Raw genomic sequence first — 20,121 nt, 5'->3', positions numbered from 1 at the left:
CGCAAGATCGAGCCCCCGCGCAGTGATGCGCGGGGGCTTTTCTTTGCCCGTGGCACAATGCGGCGGACGCGGATTCGAGGAGGGGTTTCCAGCATGGAAGGAAAGGGCATTGGTGCATGGCTGGCAGCCTTCGGAGCGCTGGCGCTGAGTGCTTCGGCGGCGGCGGACGAGCCCTGGGTGGCCTTCACGCAGAACGACCTCATCGGCTTCAAGGATGCACAGGGCGACGTGAAGGTCCCGCCGACGCTCAGCCCGATGTTCACCCTGGCCCGGCGCTTCGAGCACATCATCGCCACCGGTGAGGAAACCGCCGACGGTTACCGCCGCTATTACCTGCTGCGTGATGGCCGCCAGGTCGCACCGGACTCGGTGTATTTCTTCGACAATGCGCCGATCTGCGAGAGCGAGAACAGCATCCGCTTTCGCGACCGCGTGCGGGACAAGGTCGGCTTCCTCGATGGCAACGGCCAGGTGCTGATCCCGGCCGAGCTGAGCGATGCCACAGCCATGCGCAATGGTATGGTGGTGGCGCTGAAGGACGCTGTGCGCAGTTGCGCCGAACCGGGCGTGAGCCTGGAGCAGTGCGAGCACAAGGGCTGGAGCGGCGGCACGGAAGTGCTGCTCGACCGCCAGGGCAGGACGCTGGTGGCGAACTTCGACAGTTCCCGTGCCGGCGCGCTGGACTGGTTTTCGCGGCAGGTGAGCGAGCAACCTTCCAGCGATCCGCGCCGTGTTTCGTTCAAGGGCGTCGACGGTCGCTACATCAGCTTCGTCGACATCGAGAAGGACTTCGCCATCTGGTTCCGGGACGAGTTCCTCGCGCACCTCGATGACGCTTCGCTGAAGGCCCACAGCTATTCCCGGATCTGGAGCGGGCAGGGCGGCGAGCCGTTGGATGACTGGAAGTCCGTTTCGCTGGACGAAGCGCTGCGCCAATATGGTCCGGCACTGCGCAAACGGCTGGAAACGCTGCGAAGCTCAGCGGGCTACGGCGTGCGTCAGGACGACATGGGTTGGCCCTTTGACCCCGAGCGCGACCCGCAGTACTTCGACGGCTGCGGCGAGTTTGCCCAGTGGCGGACGCCCAAGGTCTCGGCCATGGAGCATTGGCAACAGGGCTCGTTCGAGCCGGCCAGGCACGCCAGCTTCGACTTCATCCGCACGGCCGAGGGCTATCGGCTGGTGGCGTTTTCCATCCCCACGCCGTAATCGCTTTTTGTAGGAGCGAGCTTGCTCGCGAACAGAGGTTTGCTTGGCACTACGGTGTCAGGCAGTTCGCGAGCAAGCTCGCTCCTACAGGGGGGCTGGCAGCGGAGTGAAACTCTGGGAGCGCCCGGCCGGGATTCAGCGCCAGCAATCACTCACGCTGCCCGTCCCGTTGCTGCCCTTCTGGCCCTGGGCGGTCAGGGTCAGCTGCGTGCACTTGCTGTCGGTGAAGGTCGGGTTGGCCGTCAGCGTATAGCCGCCGTCGCTGCTGCCGCCTCCTACCTTCAGGGTATACAGGCCGGTGGGGGAGGTGACGGTGCTGCCACTGGTACCGGCCAGCTTCAGGTTGGCCACCGAAGACTGCTCGGTGACGTAGCCGGACACCGAGTTGAGCGCATACCAGCGCTCTTCCTGCGACGCGGCCTGGTTGAGCAGGGCCTGGCCTTCCGCGCGTTTGCCGCGCAGCACGTATTCCTGGTAGCTGGGGTAGACGACGGCGGCGAGGATCGCCACGATCGCCACCACCACCATGAGCTCCATCAGGGTGAAGCCATCCTGCCGGTAGTGCCTGTTCATTCCTGTTCCTTGATGTTCAGCCAGTTCTGCCGTCCGGAGCTGGCGCCGCTGGTTGCCACGCTCACGCAGCCGTCGCTGCCGCAGGCGTTGACGTTGCTGCTGCTGGCGCTGGTGCTGCCGACGGTGAAACCGCCCTTCAGGCCTGACATCTGCAAGGCAGAGACGACGCTGCCGTTGTACAGATCGTTGTCGTCCACCACGCCGTCGTTGTTCAGGTCCAGGGTGGCGAAGTCGGTGGCGCCGCCGGTGTACGGGTCGAGCGACATCAGCCAGGTGGTGACGCCGTCGGCGCAGGGGTCTTCGTTGGGCGTCAGGGTGCTGGCGAGCAGCACGCCGGAAGTGGCGTAGGGGTTGTTGACCACCATTTCGCCGGTGGCGGGGAGGTCCAGGTACCAGCCGTACTGCGAGACGTTGCCGCTGCTGTCGTACCAGGTGACGGCGTTGTCGCTGACGGTGCGGATGGTCTGGCTCACCGCCGTGCCGCTGTTGTCGAACGAGGTGGTCACCTCGCTCTGGGTGATGGTCTGCTGCTGCAGTTTGCTGCGGCCGAGCGTGGGCGTGGTGCTGGCGGCCTCGCCCGCGGTCTGCCGGTCCCAGATGCCGTAGAGGCCCATCACCTGGGTGGTGTTCGGATCGGCATCGTCGGACTCGATGTACTTGCCGGTGCCGAAGATCACCAGGTAGCCGGTGCCGGAGCTGTGCTTGACCAGGTAGGGCGCGCTGGTGATGGGCTGCACTTGCCCGGCCGTCGTGGTCGCGCTGTACAGCGGCGAGCCGCCGAAGCCGACGCGGAAGCTGCTGGCGGTGGTGCTGGAGGTCAGGCTGCCGGAGCTGGTCAGGTCGAAGCGCCAGAGGTTGCCGTGCAGGTCGCCGGCGTAGACGTAGTCGGTGATCAGGTCGCCGTTGATATCGGCGGCGCGCGGGGTGGCCAGGCCATTGGCGGTGGTCTTGCCGTCGCTGACGGTCAAGGCCTTGATCAGGCTGCCGTCCTTCACGTCCATCAGGTAGAGCACGGCCTTGTCGCTGGCGCCGTTGTAGCCATTGCCCAGGATCACTGCCCAGGTGCCGTTGTGCAGCAGGCTGATGGTCGGCCGCGAGTAGGTGAAGCCCAGTTCGCTGTAGTCGCTGTCGCTGTAGCTCTTCTCCCAGAGCAGCTTGATGTTGGCCGGGTCGGTGATGTCCAGGGCGAACAGCGCGCGGCCGCCGCCGCGCAGGGTGCCGACCAGCACGGTGTGCCAGGCGCCGCCGTAGTAGACGTCGGCGGTGACCGGCGAGCCGTCCACGTAGTACTGGTGGGTGGCGCTGGTGTAGTCGCTGTCGCTCAGCTTGTAGAGGTTGCTGATCACGGCACTGGGGACGTAGGCGAAGACTTCCTTACCGTCGGCATCGAAGGCATGCAGCATGCCGTCGTTGGCGCCGACGTAGAGGCGCGTGGGGCGCGCGCTCCAGGTGCTCTTGAAGGTGGTGTAGGAGGTGTCGGTGCTGCTGACGGTGGCGTTCATCAGCGAGGCCAGGCGGTTGGGCGGACCGACCAGCACCGGCGAGGAGTCGATGATGTCGCCCAGCACGGTGCTGCGGGTACGCAGCAGCGTGCCTTCGTTGCTGCGGTCGCCGCGCAGGTAGGCCACGCGCTTCTCGCCATTGCTGTCGGTGACGTTGGCGAGGGTCTTGTTGAGGGTGCTCTGCTGGGCGCTGCTGAGGTTGCTCCAGGTGAAGTCCTTCAGCGTACCGGCGGTACTGCCGGCCATCTTCACCGTGCGCGTGGACCAGGCGCTGTTGCCGCTGCCGTAGGTGCTGTCCATCACGTCCTGGGCGCTCCACACCGAGGTCTGGCTGCCGTTGGCGGTGTTCTGCAGGTACTTGATCAGGTCACCGCTCCAGTCGGTGCTGGCGAACTTCGGGGTGTAGCTGTACAGCTCGCTGTCGGCAGTGCTGCTGTCGGCATTGAGCAGCGGCGAGCTGACCAGTGCCGGCGCGGCGCCGGAGTCCTCGCGCTGGGAGATGCGGTTGACCACGTTCTGCAGGGCGGAGACCAGGTCATCGGGCGAGTCGACGCTGAAGAATTCGCCACGGGAGTCGATTGCCGCGTGCCACAGGTCGTAGACGTTGTTGGCGCTGCCCGACGAAGCCGCGGGCCAGCTCAGGGTGCCGGCGGCCAGCTTGCTGTAGTCGCCGGAGTAGGTGTCGCCACCCCAGGCCGGGTTGGTCAGGCTGGTGGTCAGGCCCAGGCCGACGAAGTAGCTGACCATGTGCTGCCAGGTAGCCGGGTCGTTCTTCGGGTTCCAGTACTGGGTGGTGGCGTTGCTGTTGCTCTCGGCGATGTAGGTGCTGACGTTGTTGGCGATGTTCGGCTGGGCGTCGGTGGCCCAGTACTTGAACGCCAGGTCGGCGAGGGTGTTGGAGGCGCTGTCCTTGTAGGGCGCCCGTGCGCTGTAGGCCTGGCCGTCGGGCAGGGTGCGGCTGGTACTGTCCCAGTCGCCATGGCTGCCGGCGGTGTTCCAGATGCCGTCGGTGAGGGTGATGCTGTAGCTGGCCCGGCAGCTGTACAGCGGCGTTTCGCTGCTGCCGATGGAGTAGGCGTAGGGACTGTACTTGCCGGTGACGCTGAGCAGCGAGCCGACGCGGTCGACGGCGTCCAGCAGCGGGGTGCCCTGGTTGAAATAGATGTCCCCCAGCCATTCGAAGAACTTGGCCCGGTGCGCGCCGGAGAAGGTGCCGAGGCGGTTGTCGTAGTAGCTGGTGCTGGTGTTGCTCAGCCCGCGGCAGTTGTAGCTCGACAGGTACGAGCTGCTGGTGATGCAGGTATCGCTGGTGCCCAGGGCCTGCCAGCTGAGACGGGTGTTCTCCGGCAGCGTGACGAAGGCGAGGTTGGCGCCTGATTGTGTCGCCAGTTCGCGGTTGCGGTAGAAGCTGTACCAGTTGGCGAAGTTCTGTCGCTCGTCGCTGCCGTTGGTGCCGGAGGTGGAGGATACGGTCACCAGCTTGTAGCAGTTGTCATCGTTGACGCTGCTGGTGCAGCCGCTGAGCGCGGTGCTGTAGACGTAGTAGTACGCCGGCACTGCGGCCTTGGTGCGGTCCGGGTAGGTGGTGGTCGTTGTCAGGGTGGTGGTCGCGGTGGACGTCACCGTGTAGGTGGTGGTCTTGCCGCTGGTGGTGTAGGAGCAACTGGCGGTGGAGTAGCTGACGGCGGTGGTGGTGCTGGAGGTGCTGCCGTCGCTGTTGGTGGTGGTCGAGCCGGTGCTGGACTTCGGGTTGGTGATGGTCGCGGTGCAGCTGTTGCTCTTGGCGGTGACGGTGTAGGTGCCGCCGCCGGTGAGCGAGGCCGACTTGCCAGTGGACGTGGTGGAACCGCTCACACTGGCGGAGCTGCTGGTACTGGACGAGGTACTGCTCGAACTGAAGTCCGATGACGGGTTCGCCGCCAGGTAGTAGACCTTGTCGGGACTGCTGTAGGAGCTGTAGCCGGTGTAGGTCCAGTAGGTGCTGTCGGTGGTCGCCCGCGCGGTGTCGTATTCCCAGGAAACCTTGTACGCCGAGCTCAGGTCCAGGCTGCCCTTGGCGCTCTTGAAGCCGTTCACATAGGCCGCGGTGAAGCTGGTGGTCAGCGGCGTGTAGGTGGTGACGGCGTTGCTGTAGAGGACGTTGTAGGGCGCCTGGTAGGTGACGTTGGGGTTGTAGTACAGCGGGTTGAAGGTGGACGACTTGGCGCGCCGGCTGGTACGCACCTGGTCGGCGCTGTAGCCGTTGTAGGTGCTGCCGGTGGTGGGGTTCATGCCATCGGGGGCGAAGCTCCAGCGCATGCTGTTGGAGTTGTCGATGGTCACCATGATGTTCGGCGCCACGCCCTCGGTGAGGAACAGCGGCTGCTGGCTCAGGGTCAGCGTCGCGGCATCGGTGGGCAGCGCGGTGGCCAGCAGCAGGCCGCCGAACAGGAACAGCAGGAAGGGCTGGGCGGGACGTCGGCTCACGTCAGGCTCCTCAGTAGTAACGGCGGATGGTGACGGTCTGCAGCACGCTCATCAGGCGCTGCCCGTCGGCGCGGGCGGCAGCGCTCACCCGGTAGTAGTGCGGCCCGCGCCCCTGGGAGCGTTCGTCGGGGTCGGTGATCTGCACGTTGCCGTTGGAGTCGGCCGGGTCGAAGGCGATGTAGGCGGTGTTCCAGCGCGGCACCGGGTCGAAGGTGGAGCTGCCGTCCATGCCCAGGTAGGCGATGGAGGTGGCGTCGCTGCTCCACCAGTCGGCGCTGGCCTTGCCGTTGGAGGAGTATTTGTCGCTGACCAGAATGCACAGGTTGGCGTGCTGCGCGACGCTGGTGGTGCAGTTCGCCGAGCCCTGGTCCAGGCTGGTCTGCGCCGCCAGCCGGCGCTCGCCTTCGCGCAGCGCCGACTCGGCGGCGGCCCGCGAATGCTGCTGTTCGCTGAGGTTGCCGATGATCCGGGTCTCGGTGGTGGTGCTGCGCATGCTGCTCAGGGCAATCAGGGTGCCGAGCAGCAGCATCACCAGGGCAATGACCAGGGTGGCGCCGCGTTGCGCGCGCAGGTTGTGTCGTGGGCTCATGGCATCAGGTTCCGCAGCATCACGCTGCCTTGGGCGATCTGGTAGACGTAGGCGGTGTTCTCGCTGAGGGTTGCGCCGCTGAGGGTTTTCCAGCGGCTGGCGATGTCGCTGCCCATGCCGCCGCGGGTCGACGCGCCCGTGGCAAGCAAGGCCGCGTAGCTGATCGCCTGGCTGTCATCGGTGCTGGTGGGCAGGGCGAACAGCGCAAAGCCCGCCACGCCCTTGATCAGTGCCTGCTCGCTGGCCCCCTGGGCCGTGCAGGTGAGGGTGCCGTCGGCCGGCGTGCTGCCCGCAACGTAGCTGATGCGCGTGAGCACGCGCGTACCGCGCGGGACGAAGGCGCCCAGGCAGTCGTACTGGTTGCCATTGGAACCGGCGACTTCCGTGGTGCTGTCGCTGGCGCCCTGGTAGCGCAGGCAGATGCCCTTGCCGTCGCTGCTCGCCTGGTAGGTCTGGCCAGCCTTGAACGATGGGCAACCGTTGCTGCTGGCCAGCGCCGGGAAGGCCACTTCCTGGCTGTCCTGGGGCAGGTAGCGATAGCCGGTGCGGGCCAGTTGCTGGTCCAGCAGCAGGAGCGTGTAGCGGGCGTTTTCCTGGTTGCCCAGTTGCCCCTGCTGGAACTGGAAGTGCGCCTTGTTGTTGATGTACAGCTCGGTGGCGCCGAGGATCAGCAGGCTGCCGATGGCCAGGGCGACCATCAGCTCGACCAGGGACAGGCCGGCCTGGCGTGCGGGCTGTCTTTGCAGGGGACGTGTATGAGCAGGCATGCCGGACCTCAGAGTTCGCCGCGCAGGCGGTAGGTGCACAGGTTGTTGTCGCACTGGCCGCTGGGGTCGTTCCAGGCCAACTGGATCAGCACGGCGGAGCTGGCGTCGTTGCTGCACGCGCCATCGGACTGGCTGGGGCAGATGGTGAAGTTGGCGCTGAGGATCGAGCTGGTCACCGGCAGCGTCGCCTGCACCGCCTGCAGCCAGCAGGCGAGGTCGGCTTTCGCCACGTCGGAGCCGCCGTTGCCGCGCCCGCGGGTGGCGCAATCGCTGCGCGAAGAGGTACCGAAGGCGGTGCCGGCGACCTTGTAGTAGGCCGAGCTGCTACTGAATTTGTGGGTGGCGCTCAAGGCATCCTTGGGGTTGCTGCGCATCTGCTCCAGCAACTGCTGGGCGAGCATGATCGCCTCGTTGCGCTGCACCGCATCCTGGGTGTAGCGCAGGCTCTTGCCCTGCAGTGCCGCCATGCCTAGCGCGCCGACGCTGACCAGCAGCAGGCTGATCAGCACTTCCAGCAGGCTGAAACCTCGGTGGGCGCGTCTCATGATGAGCACTCCGTGGTGGTGCTGGTGATTTGCCCGCTGCTGGAGATGCTCAGCAGTCGGCCACTGCTGCCGCTGCTGGGGCACAGGCGGATGCTCTGTGCCGCGCCACTGAGCGTGCCGGCGGCGCGGAAGGTCAGGCTGCTGGCGCTGCCGGTCGCGGTCACCGCGCTGCCACCGTTGATTCCCTCGCTGCCGTACTGGCGCAGGGTTTCGCTGCTGGTGGCGACACTCAGCGCGCCGACCCAGTTGCCGCTCCCGGCGGTGACCGTCACCGCGCTGGCGCGGGTGATGGCTTCGCTGCGGGCGTACTGCAGCAGGTGGGTCAGTTCGCCGCTGGCGGCATCGACCTTGTTGCGCTGGATCAGGTCGCCGAACATCGGCGCGGCCAGTGTCGAGAGGATGGCCAGCACGGCCAGGGTGACCATCAGTTCGACCAGGGTGAAGCCTGGGCTTGGGGCGTTTGCCGGCATGGCGGGTTCCGACGTTGGGCCGGAGATTCCCGGCGAGTGGCGCGCAGGGATACGCGATGCGTGTATGGGGAATTTAGAGGTTGTGTATCAACGCTGAGATAAAGGAGCAGGCGGTCGAAAAGTGCGTATGAATGGTCTGTCAGATGACGGCAGGTGCTCCCCCCGCAATGGCGTCCGGCAACGGCCGTTTTTGTAGGAGCGAGCTTGCTCGCGAACACGGGTTTGCCTGATGCATGGGCATCAGGCGGTTCGCGAGCAAGCTCGCTCCTACAGGGATGCTCCGAGTTCAGAACTATCCGACACGCCAGAAAAAAGCCCCGCTGATGCGGGGCTTTTTGCTTCAGTGCGCCGTGGCTGGCACGGGGTCTTCAACCGGCTTCTTGTCCGGCTTGGCCAGCAGCGTGTACACGCAGGGCAGCACGAACAGGGTGAACAGCGTACCGACGCTCATGCCGGTGGCGATCACCACGCCGATGTCGAAGCGGCTCACCGCGCCGGCACCGCTGGCGAACAGCAGTGGCGTCACGCCCAGCACCATCGCTGCTGTGGTCATCAGCACCGGGCGCAGGCGGATCGCCGCAGCTTCCTCCACCGCCTCGCGCACCGACAGTCCGCGCTCGTGGCGCAGCTGATTGGCGAACTCGACGATGAGGATGCCGTGCTTGCTGATCAGCCCGATCAGCGTCACCAGCCCCACCTGGGTGTAGATGTTCAGGCTCGACAGGCCGAGGAACAGCGGGATCAGCGCACCGCAGATCGACAGCGGCACCGTGACCATGATCACCAGCGGATCGCGGAAGCTCTCGAATTGCGCCGCCAGCACCAGGAAGATCACCGCCAGTGCCAGGGCGAAGGTGATCATCAGCGCGCTGCCTTCCTGCACGAATTGCCGCGAGGCGCCGGCGTAGTCGAAGGAGAAGCCGCGCGGTGACTCCTGCTCGGCGATGCCGCGCACCGTGTCGATGGCTTCGCCCATGCTGACCATCGGCACGCCGGAGATGATCGCCGAGTTGAGTTGCTGGAACTGGTTGAGCTGGCGCGGGCGCGCGCGCTCGTGGAAGTTCACCAGCGTGGACAGCGAGATCAGCTGGCCGCTCTGGCTCTTCACGTAGTAGTTGTTCAGCCAGCCCGGGTTGTCGCGGTAGGCGCGCTCGACCTGGGCGATCACCTTGTAGCTGCGCCCGTCGATGGTGAAGCGGTTGATCTCGCCTTCACCGAGCAGCGCCCCCAGAGCGACGCCCAGGTCCTGCATGGTCACGCCCATCTGCGCGGCCTTTGCGCGGTCGATATCGACCACCAGCTCCGGCTTGTCGAAGGCCAGGTCGAGGTCGAGGAAGGCGAACTTGCCCGACTCTTCCGCGCGCTTCTTCACCCGCTCGGCCACCTGCAGCAGGGACTGGTAGTCGCTGGCGGTGTTGATCACGAACTGGAACGGCAGGCCCTCGCCGGTGCCCGGCAGCGATGGCAGGTTGAAGCCGAAGATCTGCAGGCCGGGGATCTTGTCCAGCTCGCCCTGCACCGCGTGCAGCAGTTCCATCTGGCTGCGCTGGCGCTCGTCCCAGGGCTTGAGCAGCATGCCGCCGATACCGGTCTGCACGCCGTTGTAGCCGTTGATCTGGAACGCCGAATAGTACTCGGGGAACTTGCGGAAGATGCCTTCGAACTCGGCGGTGTACTTCGACAGGTAATCCAGGTTCGCCGTCTGCGGTGCGTTGGCCATGATGAAGACGATGCCCTGGTCTTCCTCCGGCGCCAGTTCCTTGTGGGTGAACATCATCAGCAGCGGGATGATCGCCAGCACCAGCAGGGCGAAGACGATCACCACCGGGCGGCTGTTCAGGGTGCCGTGCAGGGCGCACTGGTAGCGCCGCTTGAGGCCTTCGAAGATCAGGTCCAGGCGATGGGCCAGGCCGCTGGGGTTCTCGTCGTGGCGCAGCAGGCGCGAGCACATCATCGGCGACAGGGTCAGGGCGACGATGCCGGAGATGATCACCGCGCCGGCCAGGGTGAAGGCGAACTCCTTGAACAGCGCGCCGGTGAGGCCGCTGAGGAAGCCGATGGGCGCGTACACGGCGGCCAGGGTGATGGTCATGGTCACCACCGGCACGGCGATTTCCCGCGCGCCCTCGATGGCACCCTGGAACGGCGACTTGCCCTCCTCGATGTGGCGGTGGATGTTCTCCACCACCACGATGGCGTCGTCCACCACCAGGCCGATGGCCAGCACCATCGCCAGCAGGGTCAGCAGGTTGATCGAGTAGCCCATCACCTGCATGAAGAACAGCACGCCGATCATCGACAGCGGGATGGTCACCACCGGGATGATCACCGAGCGGAAAGCGCCGAGGAACAGGAAGACCACCACGATGACGATCAGGATCGCCTCGCCCAGGGTCTTCACCACCTCGTCGATGGAGGCCTGGATGAAGCGCGTGGCGTCGTAGGCGATGGATACCTGCAGGCCCGGCGGCAGTTGCTCTTCCAGCTCCGGCATCTTGGCGCGGACTTCCTTGATCACGTCCAGCGGGTTGGAGCTGGGCGTGCCCTTGATACCGATGTACACCGACGGGATGCCGTTGAACGAGCTGACCGCGTCGTAGCTCGCCGCGCCCAGTTCGATGCGCGCCACGTCGCCCATCAGTACGCGGCGATCGCCCGCGGTCTTCAGCGGGATGGCGGCGAAGGCTTCCGGGGACTTCAGGTCGGTGGAGGCGTTCACCGAGGTGACCACCAGCTCGCCCTTCACCTCGCCGGCGGCGGAGAGGAAGTTGTACTCGCGCACCGCGCTGGCCACGTCGCCGGCGGTGATGCCGTAGGCGGCCATCTTCACCGGGTCCAGCCACAGGCGCATGGCGAAGACCTGGTTACCGAGGATCTCGGCTTCGGAGATACCCGGCAGGGTGGCGAGCTTGGGCTGGATCACCCGCGACAGGTAGTCGGTGATCTGCGGATTGTTCATCTGCTCGCTGAAGAAGCTGATGTACATCAGCGCCGAGGCGTCGGCCGCCTCCTTGTCCAGTACCGGGTCTTCCGCGTCGGGCGGCAGCTGGGTCTTCACCTCGCCGATCTTCGACAGCAGCTCGGTCACCAGGCGATCGGAGTTGGCGCCGATGTGCGCGTAGATCGAGATCACCGAGTAGTTCTGCCGGCTCACCGAGGTCATGTAGTCGATGCCTTCGGCGCTGGCGAGACTCTGCTGCAGCGGCTGGGTGATGTAGCCCTGGATGGTCTCGGCGTTGGCGCCGGCATAGAAGGTGGTGACGGTGATCAGCGCGTTTTCCATCTGCGGGTATTCGCGGATCACCAGCTTGCTGAAGGCCTGCATGCCGAGCAGGACGATCAGCAGGCTGACCACGGTCGCCAGCACGGGGCGACGGATAAAGGGATCGGTGAACATAGCTCAATCCTTTAATGCGGACCCTGCCGGATGACGGCGGGGGCTGTTGGCGCGCAGCATCGAGCGACGCGCCGGCTATGCGATTACTGCGGGTCCTTGACGATGGCGACGGCGGTGCCGTTGTCCAGCTTGAGCTGGCCGGAGGTCACCACTTCCTCGCCGGCCTTCAGGCCTTCGAGGATCACCACGCTGCCTTCGCGGCGCTCGCCGGTCTTCACGAAGCGGCGCTCGACGTCCAGCTTCGGCGTCTTGTCGTCGGCCTTGGCGTCCTCCGCGTTTTCGCCGTCCTTGGGCTTGTGCGGCACCACCACGTACACCGAGTTGCCGTACAGGGTGAAGGCGACGGCGGTCTCGGGGACCACGACGCGCGGGGCGCTGTCCGGCAACTGCACTTCCAGGTTGGCGAACATGCCCGGCAGCAGCTTGCCCTCGGGGTTGGCCATGCTGGCGCGGACCAGCAGGTTGCGCGTCTGGTTGTCCACGCGCGGGCTGATGGCGTCGATCTGCGCGTCGAAGCTCTGGCCCGGATAGGCGGCCACGCGCACCACGACTTTCTGCCCGCGCTTGAGCAGCGGGAAGTCCTGCTCGGGCAGGAAGAAGTCCACCTGCAGGGTCGAAAGATCCTGCAGGGTGACGATCTCGGTGCCGGGGGACACGTAGTCGCCGACGTCCACCTGGCGGATGCCGATGGTCCCGGAGAAGGGGGCGAGGATGCGCTTCTTCGCCAGCGCGGCGCGCAGTTGCGCGACGGTAGCGGTGGAACGGTTCAGCTGGGCAGCGAGGCGGTCGTATTCGCTCTTGGAAATGGCCTGGCGGCCCACCAGGCTCTTGCCGCGCTCGTACTCGACCTGGGCGAGCCCGAGGTCCGCCTCGGCGGTGCGCAGGGTGGCCTGCTCGACGTCGGATTCCAACTGCACGACCGGCTGGCCGACCTTGACCTTGTCGCCGGAGACGAACTGCACCGCGCTGACCGTGCCGGAAACCTCGGCGGTCAGGGTCACACCCTGGATGGCGCGCAGGGTACCGATGGCCTGCAGGCGGCTCTGCCAGTCGCGCTGTTCGGCTTGGGTGGCGTTCACGCTCACCGGCGGACGCGGTGCCGAGAACATGGCGATCTGTTTCTTGATGGAGAGGTATTTCGAGCCGGCGAGCACCGCAACGATGACGGCAACTACGCCCAGCATGATCAGCATGCGGCGCAACATCTTCCTGTTCCTTGGTACGTGCCTGGCAGCTATCGGGCGCGATCGCTCGCCCACTATTGGCCGGGCGGCCTTCCGTTCGCGCAGATGTCGATCAGGCTCTGAAGCCGATACGTGGGACGCCCCATTGCGGGGCGGAATTGCGCACCTTATGCCTGAATGCGCGGCGAGTCAAAGGGCTGCGATTACAAGAGGTTTCGCACGAAAAGTAAGGTTGTTTGCGGCAGATACGCGCTGAATCGGTGCAGCAGCGGAAGCAGGGAAGGGAGCCACATCCATGTGGCGCAAGCGGATCAGGCGCTGAGCTTGCGGGTGACGTCGGCGATCTCGCCGGAGAGGCCGTGCAGGTGGCGGCTGGCGCCCTGGGTGCGCACCACGTTTTCCTCGTTGGTGGCGCCGATGGCGGTGATCTCGGTGAGGTTGCGCGAGATGTCCTCGGCGACCGAGGTCTGTTCCTCGGCGGCGGTGGCGATCTGGCGGTTCATGTCGCGGATCGCCTCCACTGCGTGGGTGATGCTGCGCAGCACTTCGCCGGCCTGGGTGACGCGCTCCACACCCTGCTCGCTGCGGGTCTGGCCGTTCTCGATGGCGCGCAGGGCGTTCACCGAGCCGGTCTGCACGGTGTCGATGATCTGGTGGATCTCGGCGGTGGATTCGGCGGTGCGCTGGGCCAGGGTGCGCACCTCGTCGGCGACCACGGCGAAACCACGGCCGGCTTCACCGGCGCGCGCGGCCTCGATGGCGGCGTTGAGGGCCAGCAGGTTGGTCTGGTCGGCGATGCCGCGGATCACTTCCAGCACCTTGCCGATGCGCCCGCTGTCGCTTTCCAGGCGGCGGATGACTTCGGCGGTGTTGGCGATCTCGTTGCTCATCTCGGTGATGGTGACGATGGTGGTCTTCATCACCTCGCCGCCTTGCTGGGCGTGCTGGTCGGCGTCATCGGCAGCGCGCGCGGCGTCGGAGGCGTGGCGCGCGACTTCCTGCGCGGTGGCGGACATCTCGTGCATCGCCGTGGCCACCTGGTCGGTGCGCGAGAACTGCTCGCGGGTGCCTTCGGCCATCAGGGTGGCGATGGCGTTCAGTTCGCCGCTGGCGGTGTCCAGTTCGGTGGTGCTGTGCTTCAAGCGGGTGAAGGTCTCGGCCAGGAAGTCGCGCAGGGTGTTGGCGGCGCGGGCCAGGCGGCCCAGTTCGTCGCGACGGCTGGCATCGACGCGCTCGCCGAAGTTGCCCTCGCTGAGCTGGGCGATGTGCTCGATCAGGCGGGCGATCGGGCCGATCAGGTTGCGATTGACCAGCCACAGGCTGAGCAGGCCCAGGGCGAGGCCGGAGATCAGCAGGATCAGGCTGCCGCCGATGGCGGTGCTGTGGGCGCTGGCGGAGATGCTCCTGGCTTCTTCCTGGGCGTCGCGGTGCAGGCTGTCCACCAGGGCGGCCATCTGCTCGCTGGCGGCGCGGTCGATGCCTTTCACCGCGGCGTCACCGGCGCGCGGGTCGCTGCCGGCGGCGAGGTAGGCATCGCGGCCCTTGCGGTAGGCCTGGCCGAGCTGGCGGTGCTCGTCGCGCAGGCGGGTTACCTGGGCCTTGAGCGGCGGCTCGTCACTGGCGTTCTGTTCCAGGCGGCCGAGCACGTCCTGCACGGCGCGCTCCTGGTCCTCGAACTGGCCCCAGTACTTGTTCAGGTCGGCCGGTTGCTGGCCGCGCAGGAGGACGTTCTTCCATTCCTGCACCTGGACCTTGAAGGCCAGGTTGGCCTGGTCGACCAGTTGTGAGGATTGCAGCGGGCCGTCCAGCAGGCGCTGGTAGGCGCCCACGCTGCCGGAGAGGAAGTGGAAGCAGGCGAGGGCGATCAGCAGCACGAGCAGCAGGCTGCCGCCCAGCAGCGAAAGGATCTGGGTACGCAAGGAAGTGTTGGGGGACATCGTGGGTACGCCTCTAAGACGCAAGGTGGGAATCGGTCAGTCTTTGCATCGGCCGGGAGCGCGCGTTTGTGAGGCCGGGCAGATGAATGGTAGGGCTGCGGAGCGCTCTGGGACGGGCGTTCCGCTTGATGCCGCGGCCCCTTGTCGCGTGGGAGCGGACTTTGTCCGCGATCGGTTTCCGGCCACTCCGAGCAAGCCGGCTGTCCATCGCGGACGGAGTCCGCTCCTACGCTCGTCGGTTCTTTCGCAGACGCAGCTTCAGGCCAGGTGCAGGTGGTTGTCCCAGAAGGCCGGGGGCAGGTCCAGCGGGGTGCCGGCGATGCGCTCGATGCGGCAGTCATAGACGCGGCAGCGGCCCTGTCCGGAGGTGACGACGAAGCCGTCCTTCACCGCGCCGACGCCGGCGCAATCGGGCAGTGGCGCGTCCAGGCGCACGGCGCCGGTGTCCAGGTCCCAGATGAAGAAGCGGTTGCCGCGCGGCGCGGTCAGGGCGACCAGGCGCAGCTCGTCGTGGATGGCGACGCTGGCGGTGTACTGGGTCATCGCCAGGCGCTGCTCGTCCGCCAGCGGGAAGGCTTCGAAGGGCTGGCCGGGGCGCTTGATGGCGAGCAGGTCGGCGCGGTCGTGGGCATCGCCCATGTACTGCTGGCCGGCGACAATGGTGCCGTCCTTGGCGATGGCCAGGTGGCGCACGCTGTTCATCTGCTGCGGCAGGGTTTCCTTGGAGATCAGCGAGCCGTCGCGGCGCATCAGCACCAGGCTCGGCTCCATGGCGTCGAGGTTCATTTCCACGCGGCTTTCGGCTTCGGTGCGGATGCCGCCGTTGGCGACCACCAGGGTCTCGCCGTCGGGCATCCAGGACACCTGATGCGGGCCAAGGCCGTGGGTAGAAATCTCGCCGGTGTGGCTCAGGCGCTCGCCATCGAAGCGGTACACGCCGAGCATCCCGCGGCCCGGATCGGTGGTGTCGTTTTCGGTGGCGTAGAGCCACTCGCCGTCCTTGTGCCACACGCCGTGGCCGTAGAAGTGACGGTCGGCCTGCGAGTCGAGGGTCTGCAGCAGGCGGCCGTCGTTCAGGTCGATCAGGTAGCTCTGCCGCCCCGGCCGCCGGGCGACGAACAGCGCCAATGGCCGCTCGGGGTGCTGCACCACGTCGTGGCAGCGCAGGCCGACTTCGGTGGCGAAGGCACAGCTGCCATCCAGGCGATAGCCCACGGCGTAGTGCTTGCCATCCGCGTCGTCACGGGCGGACAGCACCAGGGGCTCCTTGCCCTTGCGTGACAGCGTCCAGCCGCCGAAGGTCAGGGCGCCGAGCAGCAGGCTGCCCAGGCCGATCACGTGACGTCGCAACATGGCGTTCACCTCGTTCGCTTTCGATCAGTCGCCGTCGTTGGCGTTGAAGCCGAGTTGTACTCCCAACGCCTTCGCCAGGTCGCCTTCGTGCAGGCGATGGACGACGTTGAGGCTGTCGTACAGGTCGTTCAGCTGCTTGAGGCCCGCTTCGTCCTTGAGCAGTTCGCTGAGCGGCTGGTTGATGGCTTTCAGCTTGCCGTGGACATCGGCGTAGGCCGCGTCGATCTTGCCGGCCAGCTCTTTCTGCTCGGCCGGCAGCAGGGCGCGCAGGCCCTTCTTGTCGGTGCCGTCCCACAGCGCCTGGGCGCCGGTCAGGCTGGAGTCCAGGCTCGCCAGCGACATGTCGCTGCGCCAGCCTTCGGCCTGGAACGGCTGCGGGATGCCCTTGCTCTGGCGGCCCAGCGGGGTGCCGAGTTTTTTCTTCAGCATGTCCAGCGCCGTGACCTGCACGCGCAGCAGCTCGGCGATGGCCTCGTGGGCATCGGCGTAGCGCTCGTTGGGGAACTTGGAGAGCTGGGCGAGCATGCCGCCGTCCTGCTTCCACTGCGCCAGGATGTTCTCTGCCAGCGCCTGCTGGTGGCTGCCGATGGCTTCCAGCAGCGGGCAGTAGCGCGCCTTGGTCTCGGCGTTGGCGAGGTCGATCTTGGCGTCGTAGAGGATGTATTCGTAGGCGGTCAGTCCCTGGACCACGACGCTGGACTTATCCAGGGTCGCCGGGGAAATCGCGTTGCCGCTGCCCAGCAGTTGCTCGACCTGGCGCGCCACGAGGTTCTTCTTGTCCGGCCAGAACTGCACCTGCCAGGAGCGGTTGCCTTCGGCCAGCGGGCCGACCAGCAGCGGCTGCAGTTCGGCCCAGGCCTTCTGTGCGGCCATGAAGTCGGCGCGCGCCTTGGTCAGGTCTTCCTTGCCCTGGCAGTAGGCCAGGGCGCTGGCGGCCAGCGCGCGGTCGGCGTCGACCCAGCGGCTGTAGGTCGGCAGGATCACCTGCTGGGCCAGCGTGGCGCTGGTGGTCGCCTGCGGGTCGGTGGGCGAGCAGGCGCCCAGGGCGATGGCGAGGCTGGTGATCAGAAGTCGGGGGCGGAACATGGTGGGCTCGGCTCCTTAGAGTGAGTTCAGGAACGCCAGCAGGGCATCGCGCTGCCCGGCGTCGAAATTCAGTACGCGCTGTTTGGCCGCTTCGGCTTCGCCGCCATGCCAGAGCACGGCTTCGAGCAGGTTGCGGGCGCGGCCGTCATGCAGGAACTGGGTGTGACCGTTGACCGTCTCGGTCAGGCCGATGCCCCACAGCGGCGCCGTGCGCCAATCGCGGCCGCTGGCGAGAAATTCCGGGCGATTGTCCGCTAGTCCCTCGCCCATGTCATGCAGCAGCAGGTCGCTGTAGGGGCGGATGAGCTGGTTGGCCAGCTCCGGTTCGGCGGCGTTGGCGCCGGTGGTGAATTTGGGCGTGTGGCAGCTGGCGCAACCGGAGTCGAAGAACAGCCCCTTGCCGGTCAGCACCTGCGGGTCGTCGACCTTGCGCCGCGCCGGCACCGCGAGGTTGCGGGCGTAGAAGGCGACCTGGTTGAAAATGTGCTGGCTGACTTCCGGCTTGCCGCCGTCGATGGCGTTCTTGCAGTCGGTCTGCGCTGCCGTGCAGTCGTCGCTGGGCAGCAGATCACTGGTCAGGCCCATGTCACCGGAGAAGGCGTGGGCATTCTGCTGGGCGACGTTGGGTTGCCCGGCCTTCCAGCCGAAGCGACCGAGGACGGTCTGTTGCGTGGCATCGTCCCAGACCCGGTTCGGTCGGCCGTGGATGCCGTCGCTGCCTTTGGCCTGCTGCTCGGCGTTGGCGAGGATGTCCGCCTCGCTGATGGACTCCAGCAGGCCCAGGCCGATCATCGGCGGGGCGATGCGCGCGGAGAACATCGTGTCCGCGTGCATCGGGCCGTAGCCCAGGTCGCTGATGCGCAGTTTCGGCTTGCGCAACTCGACCACGGTGCCGTCCTTGAAGGTCACAGGCATCGCGTCGTATTCCACGCGGACCTTGCCTTCGGGCGCCACGCCGGGGATCGCCGAGTCCTGGAACTGGCCGCCATACACCGGCTCGGGCACCACGCCCAGGCGCTTGATGGTCTCGACGTCGGCGGAGCCGGCGGGGATCGACAGGCGCACCAGCATCGACACGGCGTTGACGTCGTTCAACTCCGGCGGATGGCCGCGGCCGTCCTTGATGTGGCAGTTCTGGCAGGCGTTGGTGTTGAACAGCGGGCCGAGGCCGTCGCGCGCAGTGGTGGTGGTCGGCGCGATCACCCAGGGATTGCGGAAGAAGCTGTTGCCCACGGCGAAGTCCAGGCGGCGGCTCGGCGTGAGGTTGGCCGAGGGCATGGAATAGGCGTTGCGGTCGCTCTGCCTGACCGTGGTGGCGCCGCCGGAAAGCGCTTCGCCGGGCTCGGCCACGGCGTGCTGGGAGGTCTCCGGCTTGCACGCGGCAAGGGCGAGGGCAGACAGCAGCGGCACGAGGTGCAGGGCGGTACGGCGGTGGAGCATCGACGGGTTCCAGAGCGGTGACATGGCAGCGGGCCATGTTATCAGGGGCGTCAAATGCAAATATGAAAAATTTGTATTTGAGAACGACATCGTTTGCCGCCCGGAAACGACAAAGCCCCGCCGTGCGGGGCTTTGCCTTTGCCACGTCAGTAGCTGCGGCCTGGAGCCGCAGTCACTTCAGGACGCGCGGATCAGAACTGGTGATCGGCGTTGTCCGGCTTCAGGTCCTGCACGCCGACCGCAGTAGCGGCCTTCTCGATGGCGCCGGTCTGCTTGACCAGCGAGGCGATGGCGTCGCGGATCTTCTGCTGATCGTCCTTGTCTTCCGGAGCGATCATCTGGTCGAAGTGCACACCGTCCTTCTCGGCACGGTCGACGATGACCTGCATCTTGGCTTCGGTGTTGGCCAGGTCGTTCTTCAGGTCGGTGTCGGCGGCGGCGTCAGCCTTGGCGACCAGGTCGGACAGGCTCGGGCCCTTCACGACGCTGCCGTCGGTGCGCTTGTACTCACCCAGGTAGATGTTGCGGATGGACTTGGCGTTGAAGAACAGGGTGTTGTGGGTGTTGTCGCTGAAGCAGTCGTGCTCGTCTTCGGTGGAGTTGGCTTCCAGCGCGACCTTCATGCGCTCGCCGGCCAGCTCGCCGAGGGACAGGGAGCCCATGCCGAAGAACATCTTGCGCAGGTTGTTCTCGGCGGTGTCGGCCTCGACCTTGGCGCGGTAGTTGTCGGCGACGCCGGACTTGAAGTTGCCGACCATTTCTTCCAGGTCAGCCACCAGCAGGTCGGTGGCGGCTTTCAGGTAGGCGGCGCGACGGTCGCAGTGACCGTTGGTGCAGTCCTTGCCCTGGGCGTAGTCGGTGTATTTGCGATCGCCGGCGCCCGGCTTGGTGCCGTTCAGGTCCTGGCCCCACAGCAGGAATTCGATGGCGTGGTAGCCGGTGGCGACGTTGGCTTCGGAACCGCCCAGCTCGTTCAGGCCCTTGAGCTTCTCGCCGGTGATTTCCTTGACGTCGATCTTGTCTTCGCCGACCTGGATCTCGGTGTTGGCGATGATGTTGGCGGTGGCGCCGGCGTTGCCTTCGGCGTGCTGGTAGTCCTTGGCGACGTAGTCGATCAGGCCTTCGTCCAGCGGCCAGGCGTTAACCGCGCCTTCCCAGTCGTCGATGATCGAGTTGCCGAAGCGGAAGGCTTCGCTCTGCGAGTAGGACGGGCGGGAAGCGATCCAGGCTTCGCGGGCGGCCTTCAGGGTTTCTTCGCTGGGCTTGGCGATCAGTGCGTCGACGGCGGTCTGCAGCGCCTTGGCAGTGGTCAGGGCGTCGCCGTAGGTGGCTTCGGCGATGTCCAGGTAGTTCTTCACCACGGCCTTGACCGCGGCCTCGTCGACCTTGGCAGCCGCTGCCGGGGCAGTGCTCTGGGTGCTGGCTGCCGGAGCGGCGGGGGCTTCGGCTTTCTTGTCATCGCCGCAGCCGGCGAGGGAAATGGCGATGGCGAGCAGGCTGGCAGTGGCCCAGGGCATACGAGTCATGACGGGTTCCTTTGCATGGAGAAGAGGCGCACGAAAAAGGACTGCGCAAGAAAATCCGCAACATAATGCGAAAGATT

At 66.4% G+C, this 20,121-nt stretch carries 14 protein-coding genes and 1 pseudogene; 1 reads left to right on the top strand and 14 read right to left on the bottom strand.

Annotation, left to right across the window (positions count from 1 at the left end):
• The first annotated feature begins 93 nt into the window (after positions 1–93).
• Complete coding sequence (locus UB43_RS28825; protein WP_052969538.1) at positions 94–1,209, top strand: hypothetical protein; 1,116 nt, start codon at positions 94–96, stop codon at positions 1,207–1,209.
• 135 nt (positions 1,210–1,344) lie between these two features.
• Here UB43_RS28825 and UB43_RS12515 read toward each other — a convergent pair whose 3' ends face one another.
• The 14 genes and pseudogenes from UB43_RS12515 to UB43_RS12455 form a co-directional block, all read right to left on the bottom strand.
• Positions 1,345–1,782, bottom strand: coding sequence for a type IV pilin protein (locus UB43_RS12515; protein WP_045211175.1), 438 nt, complete (start codon positions 1,780–1,782; stop codon positions 1,345–1,347).
• On the bottom strand, positions 1,779–5,750 hold the full coding sequence (locus UB43_RS12510) for a pilus assembly protein (RefSeq protein ID WP_045211173.1): 3,972 nt from the start codon (positions 5,748–5,750) through the stop codon (positions 1,779–1,781). Before UB43_RS12510 ends, UB43_RS12515 begins: the two co-directional genes overlap by 4 nt.
• Positions 5,751–5,760: 10 nt before the next feature.
• Complete coding sequence (locus UB43_RS28820; RefSeq protein WP_052969537.1) at positions 5,761–6,339, bottom strand: PilX N-terminal domain-containing pilus assembly protein; 579 nt, start codon at positions 6,337–6,339, stop codon at positions 5,761–5,763.
• Entirely contained in the window at positions 6,336–7,106 is a 771-nt protein-coding gene (locus UB43_RS12500; RefSeq protein WP_045211170.1) for a PilW family protein, read from the bottom strand. The genes UB43_RS28820 and UB43_RS12500 overlap by 4 nt, the downstream gene beginning before the upstream one ends.
• An 8-nt stretch (positions 7,107–7,114) precedes the next feature.
• Positions 7,115–7,651, bottom strand: a complete 537-nt coding sequence (pilV, locus tag UB43_RS12495) for a type IV pilus modification protein PilV (RefSeq protein WP_045211168.1) — start codon at positions 7,649–7,651, stop codon at positions 7,115–7,117.
• A complete protein-coding gene (locus UB43_RS12490; protein ID WP_052969535.1) occupies positions 7,648–8,121 on the bottom strand; it encodes a GspH/FimT family pseudopilin in 474 nt (157 codons plus the stop codon). Before UB43_RS12490 ends, pilV begins: the two co-directional genes overlap by 4 nt.
• Positions 8,122–8,461: 340 nt before the next feature.
• Complete coding sequence (locus UB43_RS12485) at positions 8,462–11,518, bottom strand: multidrug efflux RND transporter permease subunit (RefSeq protein WP_045211166.1); 3,057 nt, start codon at positions 11,516–11,518, stop codon at positions 8,462–8,464.
• 83 nt (positions 11,519–11,601) lie between these two features.
• A complete protein-coding gene (locus tag UB43_RS12480; RefSeq protein ID WP_045211163.1) occupies positions 11,602–12,723 on the bottom strand; it encodes an efflux RND transporter periplasmic adaptor subunit in 1,122 nt (373 codons plus the stop codon).
• 290 nt (positions 12,724–13,013) lie between these two features.
• A complete protein-coding gene (locus UB43_RS30325) occupies positions 13,014–13,718 on the bottom strand; it encodes a methyl-accepting chemotaxis protein (RefSeq protein WP_371318957.1) in 705 nt (234 codons plus the stop codon).
• Between the two features lie 228 nt (positions 13,719–13,946).
• A pseudogene (locus UB43_RS30320) lies at positions 13,947–14,156 on the bottom strand (methyl-accepting chemotaxis protein); the annotation flags it as partial.
• 741 nt (positions 14,157–14,897) lie between these two features.
• The gene (locus UB43_RS12470) at positions 14,898–15,992 is read right to left on the bottom strand and encodes a DUF1513 domain-containing protein (RefSeq protein ID WP_045211159.1); all 1,095 of its coding nucleotides are present in this window, start codon (positions 15,990–15,992) and stop codon (positions 14,898–14,900) included.
• A 24-nt stretch (positions 15,993–16,016) separates the two neighbouring features.
• Positions 16,017–17,078, bottom strand: coding sequence for an imelysin family protein (locus UB43_RS12465; RefSeq protein ID WP_045211157.1), 1,062 nt, complete (start codon positions 17,076–17,078; stop codon positions 16,017–16,019).
• A gap of 15 nt (positions 17,079–17,093) precedes the next feature.
• Positions 17,094–18,518, bottom strand: coding sequence for a di-heme oxidoredictase family protein (locus UB43_RS12460; RefSeq protein WP_045211154.1), 1,425 nt, complete (start codon positions 18,516–18,518; stop codon positions 17,094–17,096).
• Positions 18,519–18,709: 191 nt separating this feature from the next.
• Entirely contained in the window at positions 18,710–20,044 is a 1,335-nt protein-coding gene (locus UB43_RS12455; protein WP_045211152.1) for an imelysin family protein, read from the bottom strand.
• Between the last annotated feature and the right edge of the window lie 77 nt (positions 20,045–20,121).

This window comes from Pseudomonas sp. 21 (assembly GCF_000955805.1).
Classification (GTDB): domain Bacteria; phylum Pseudomonadota; class Gammaproteobacteria; order Pseudomonadales; family Pseudomonadaceae; genus Pseudomonas.
The sequence above is the reverse complement of the archived record's forward strand: the minus strand, read 5'-3'. Positions and strand labels throughout refer to the sequence as shown.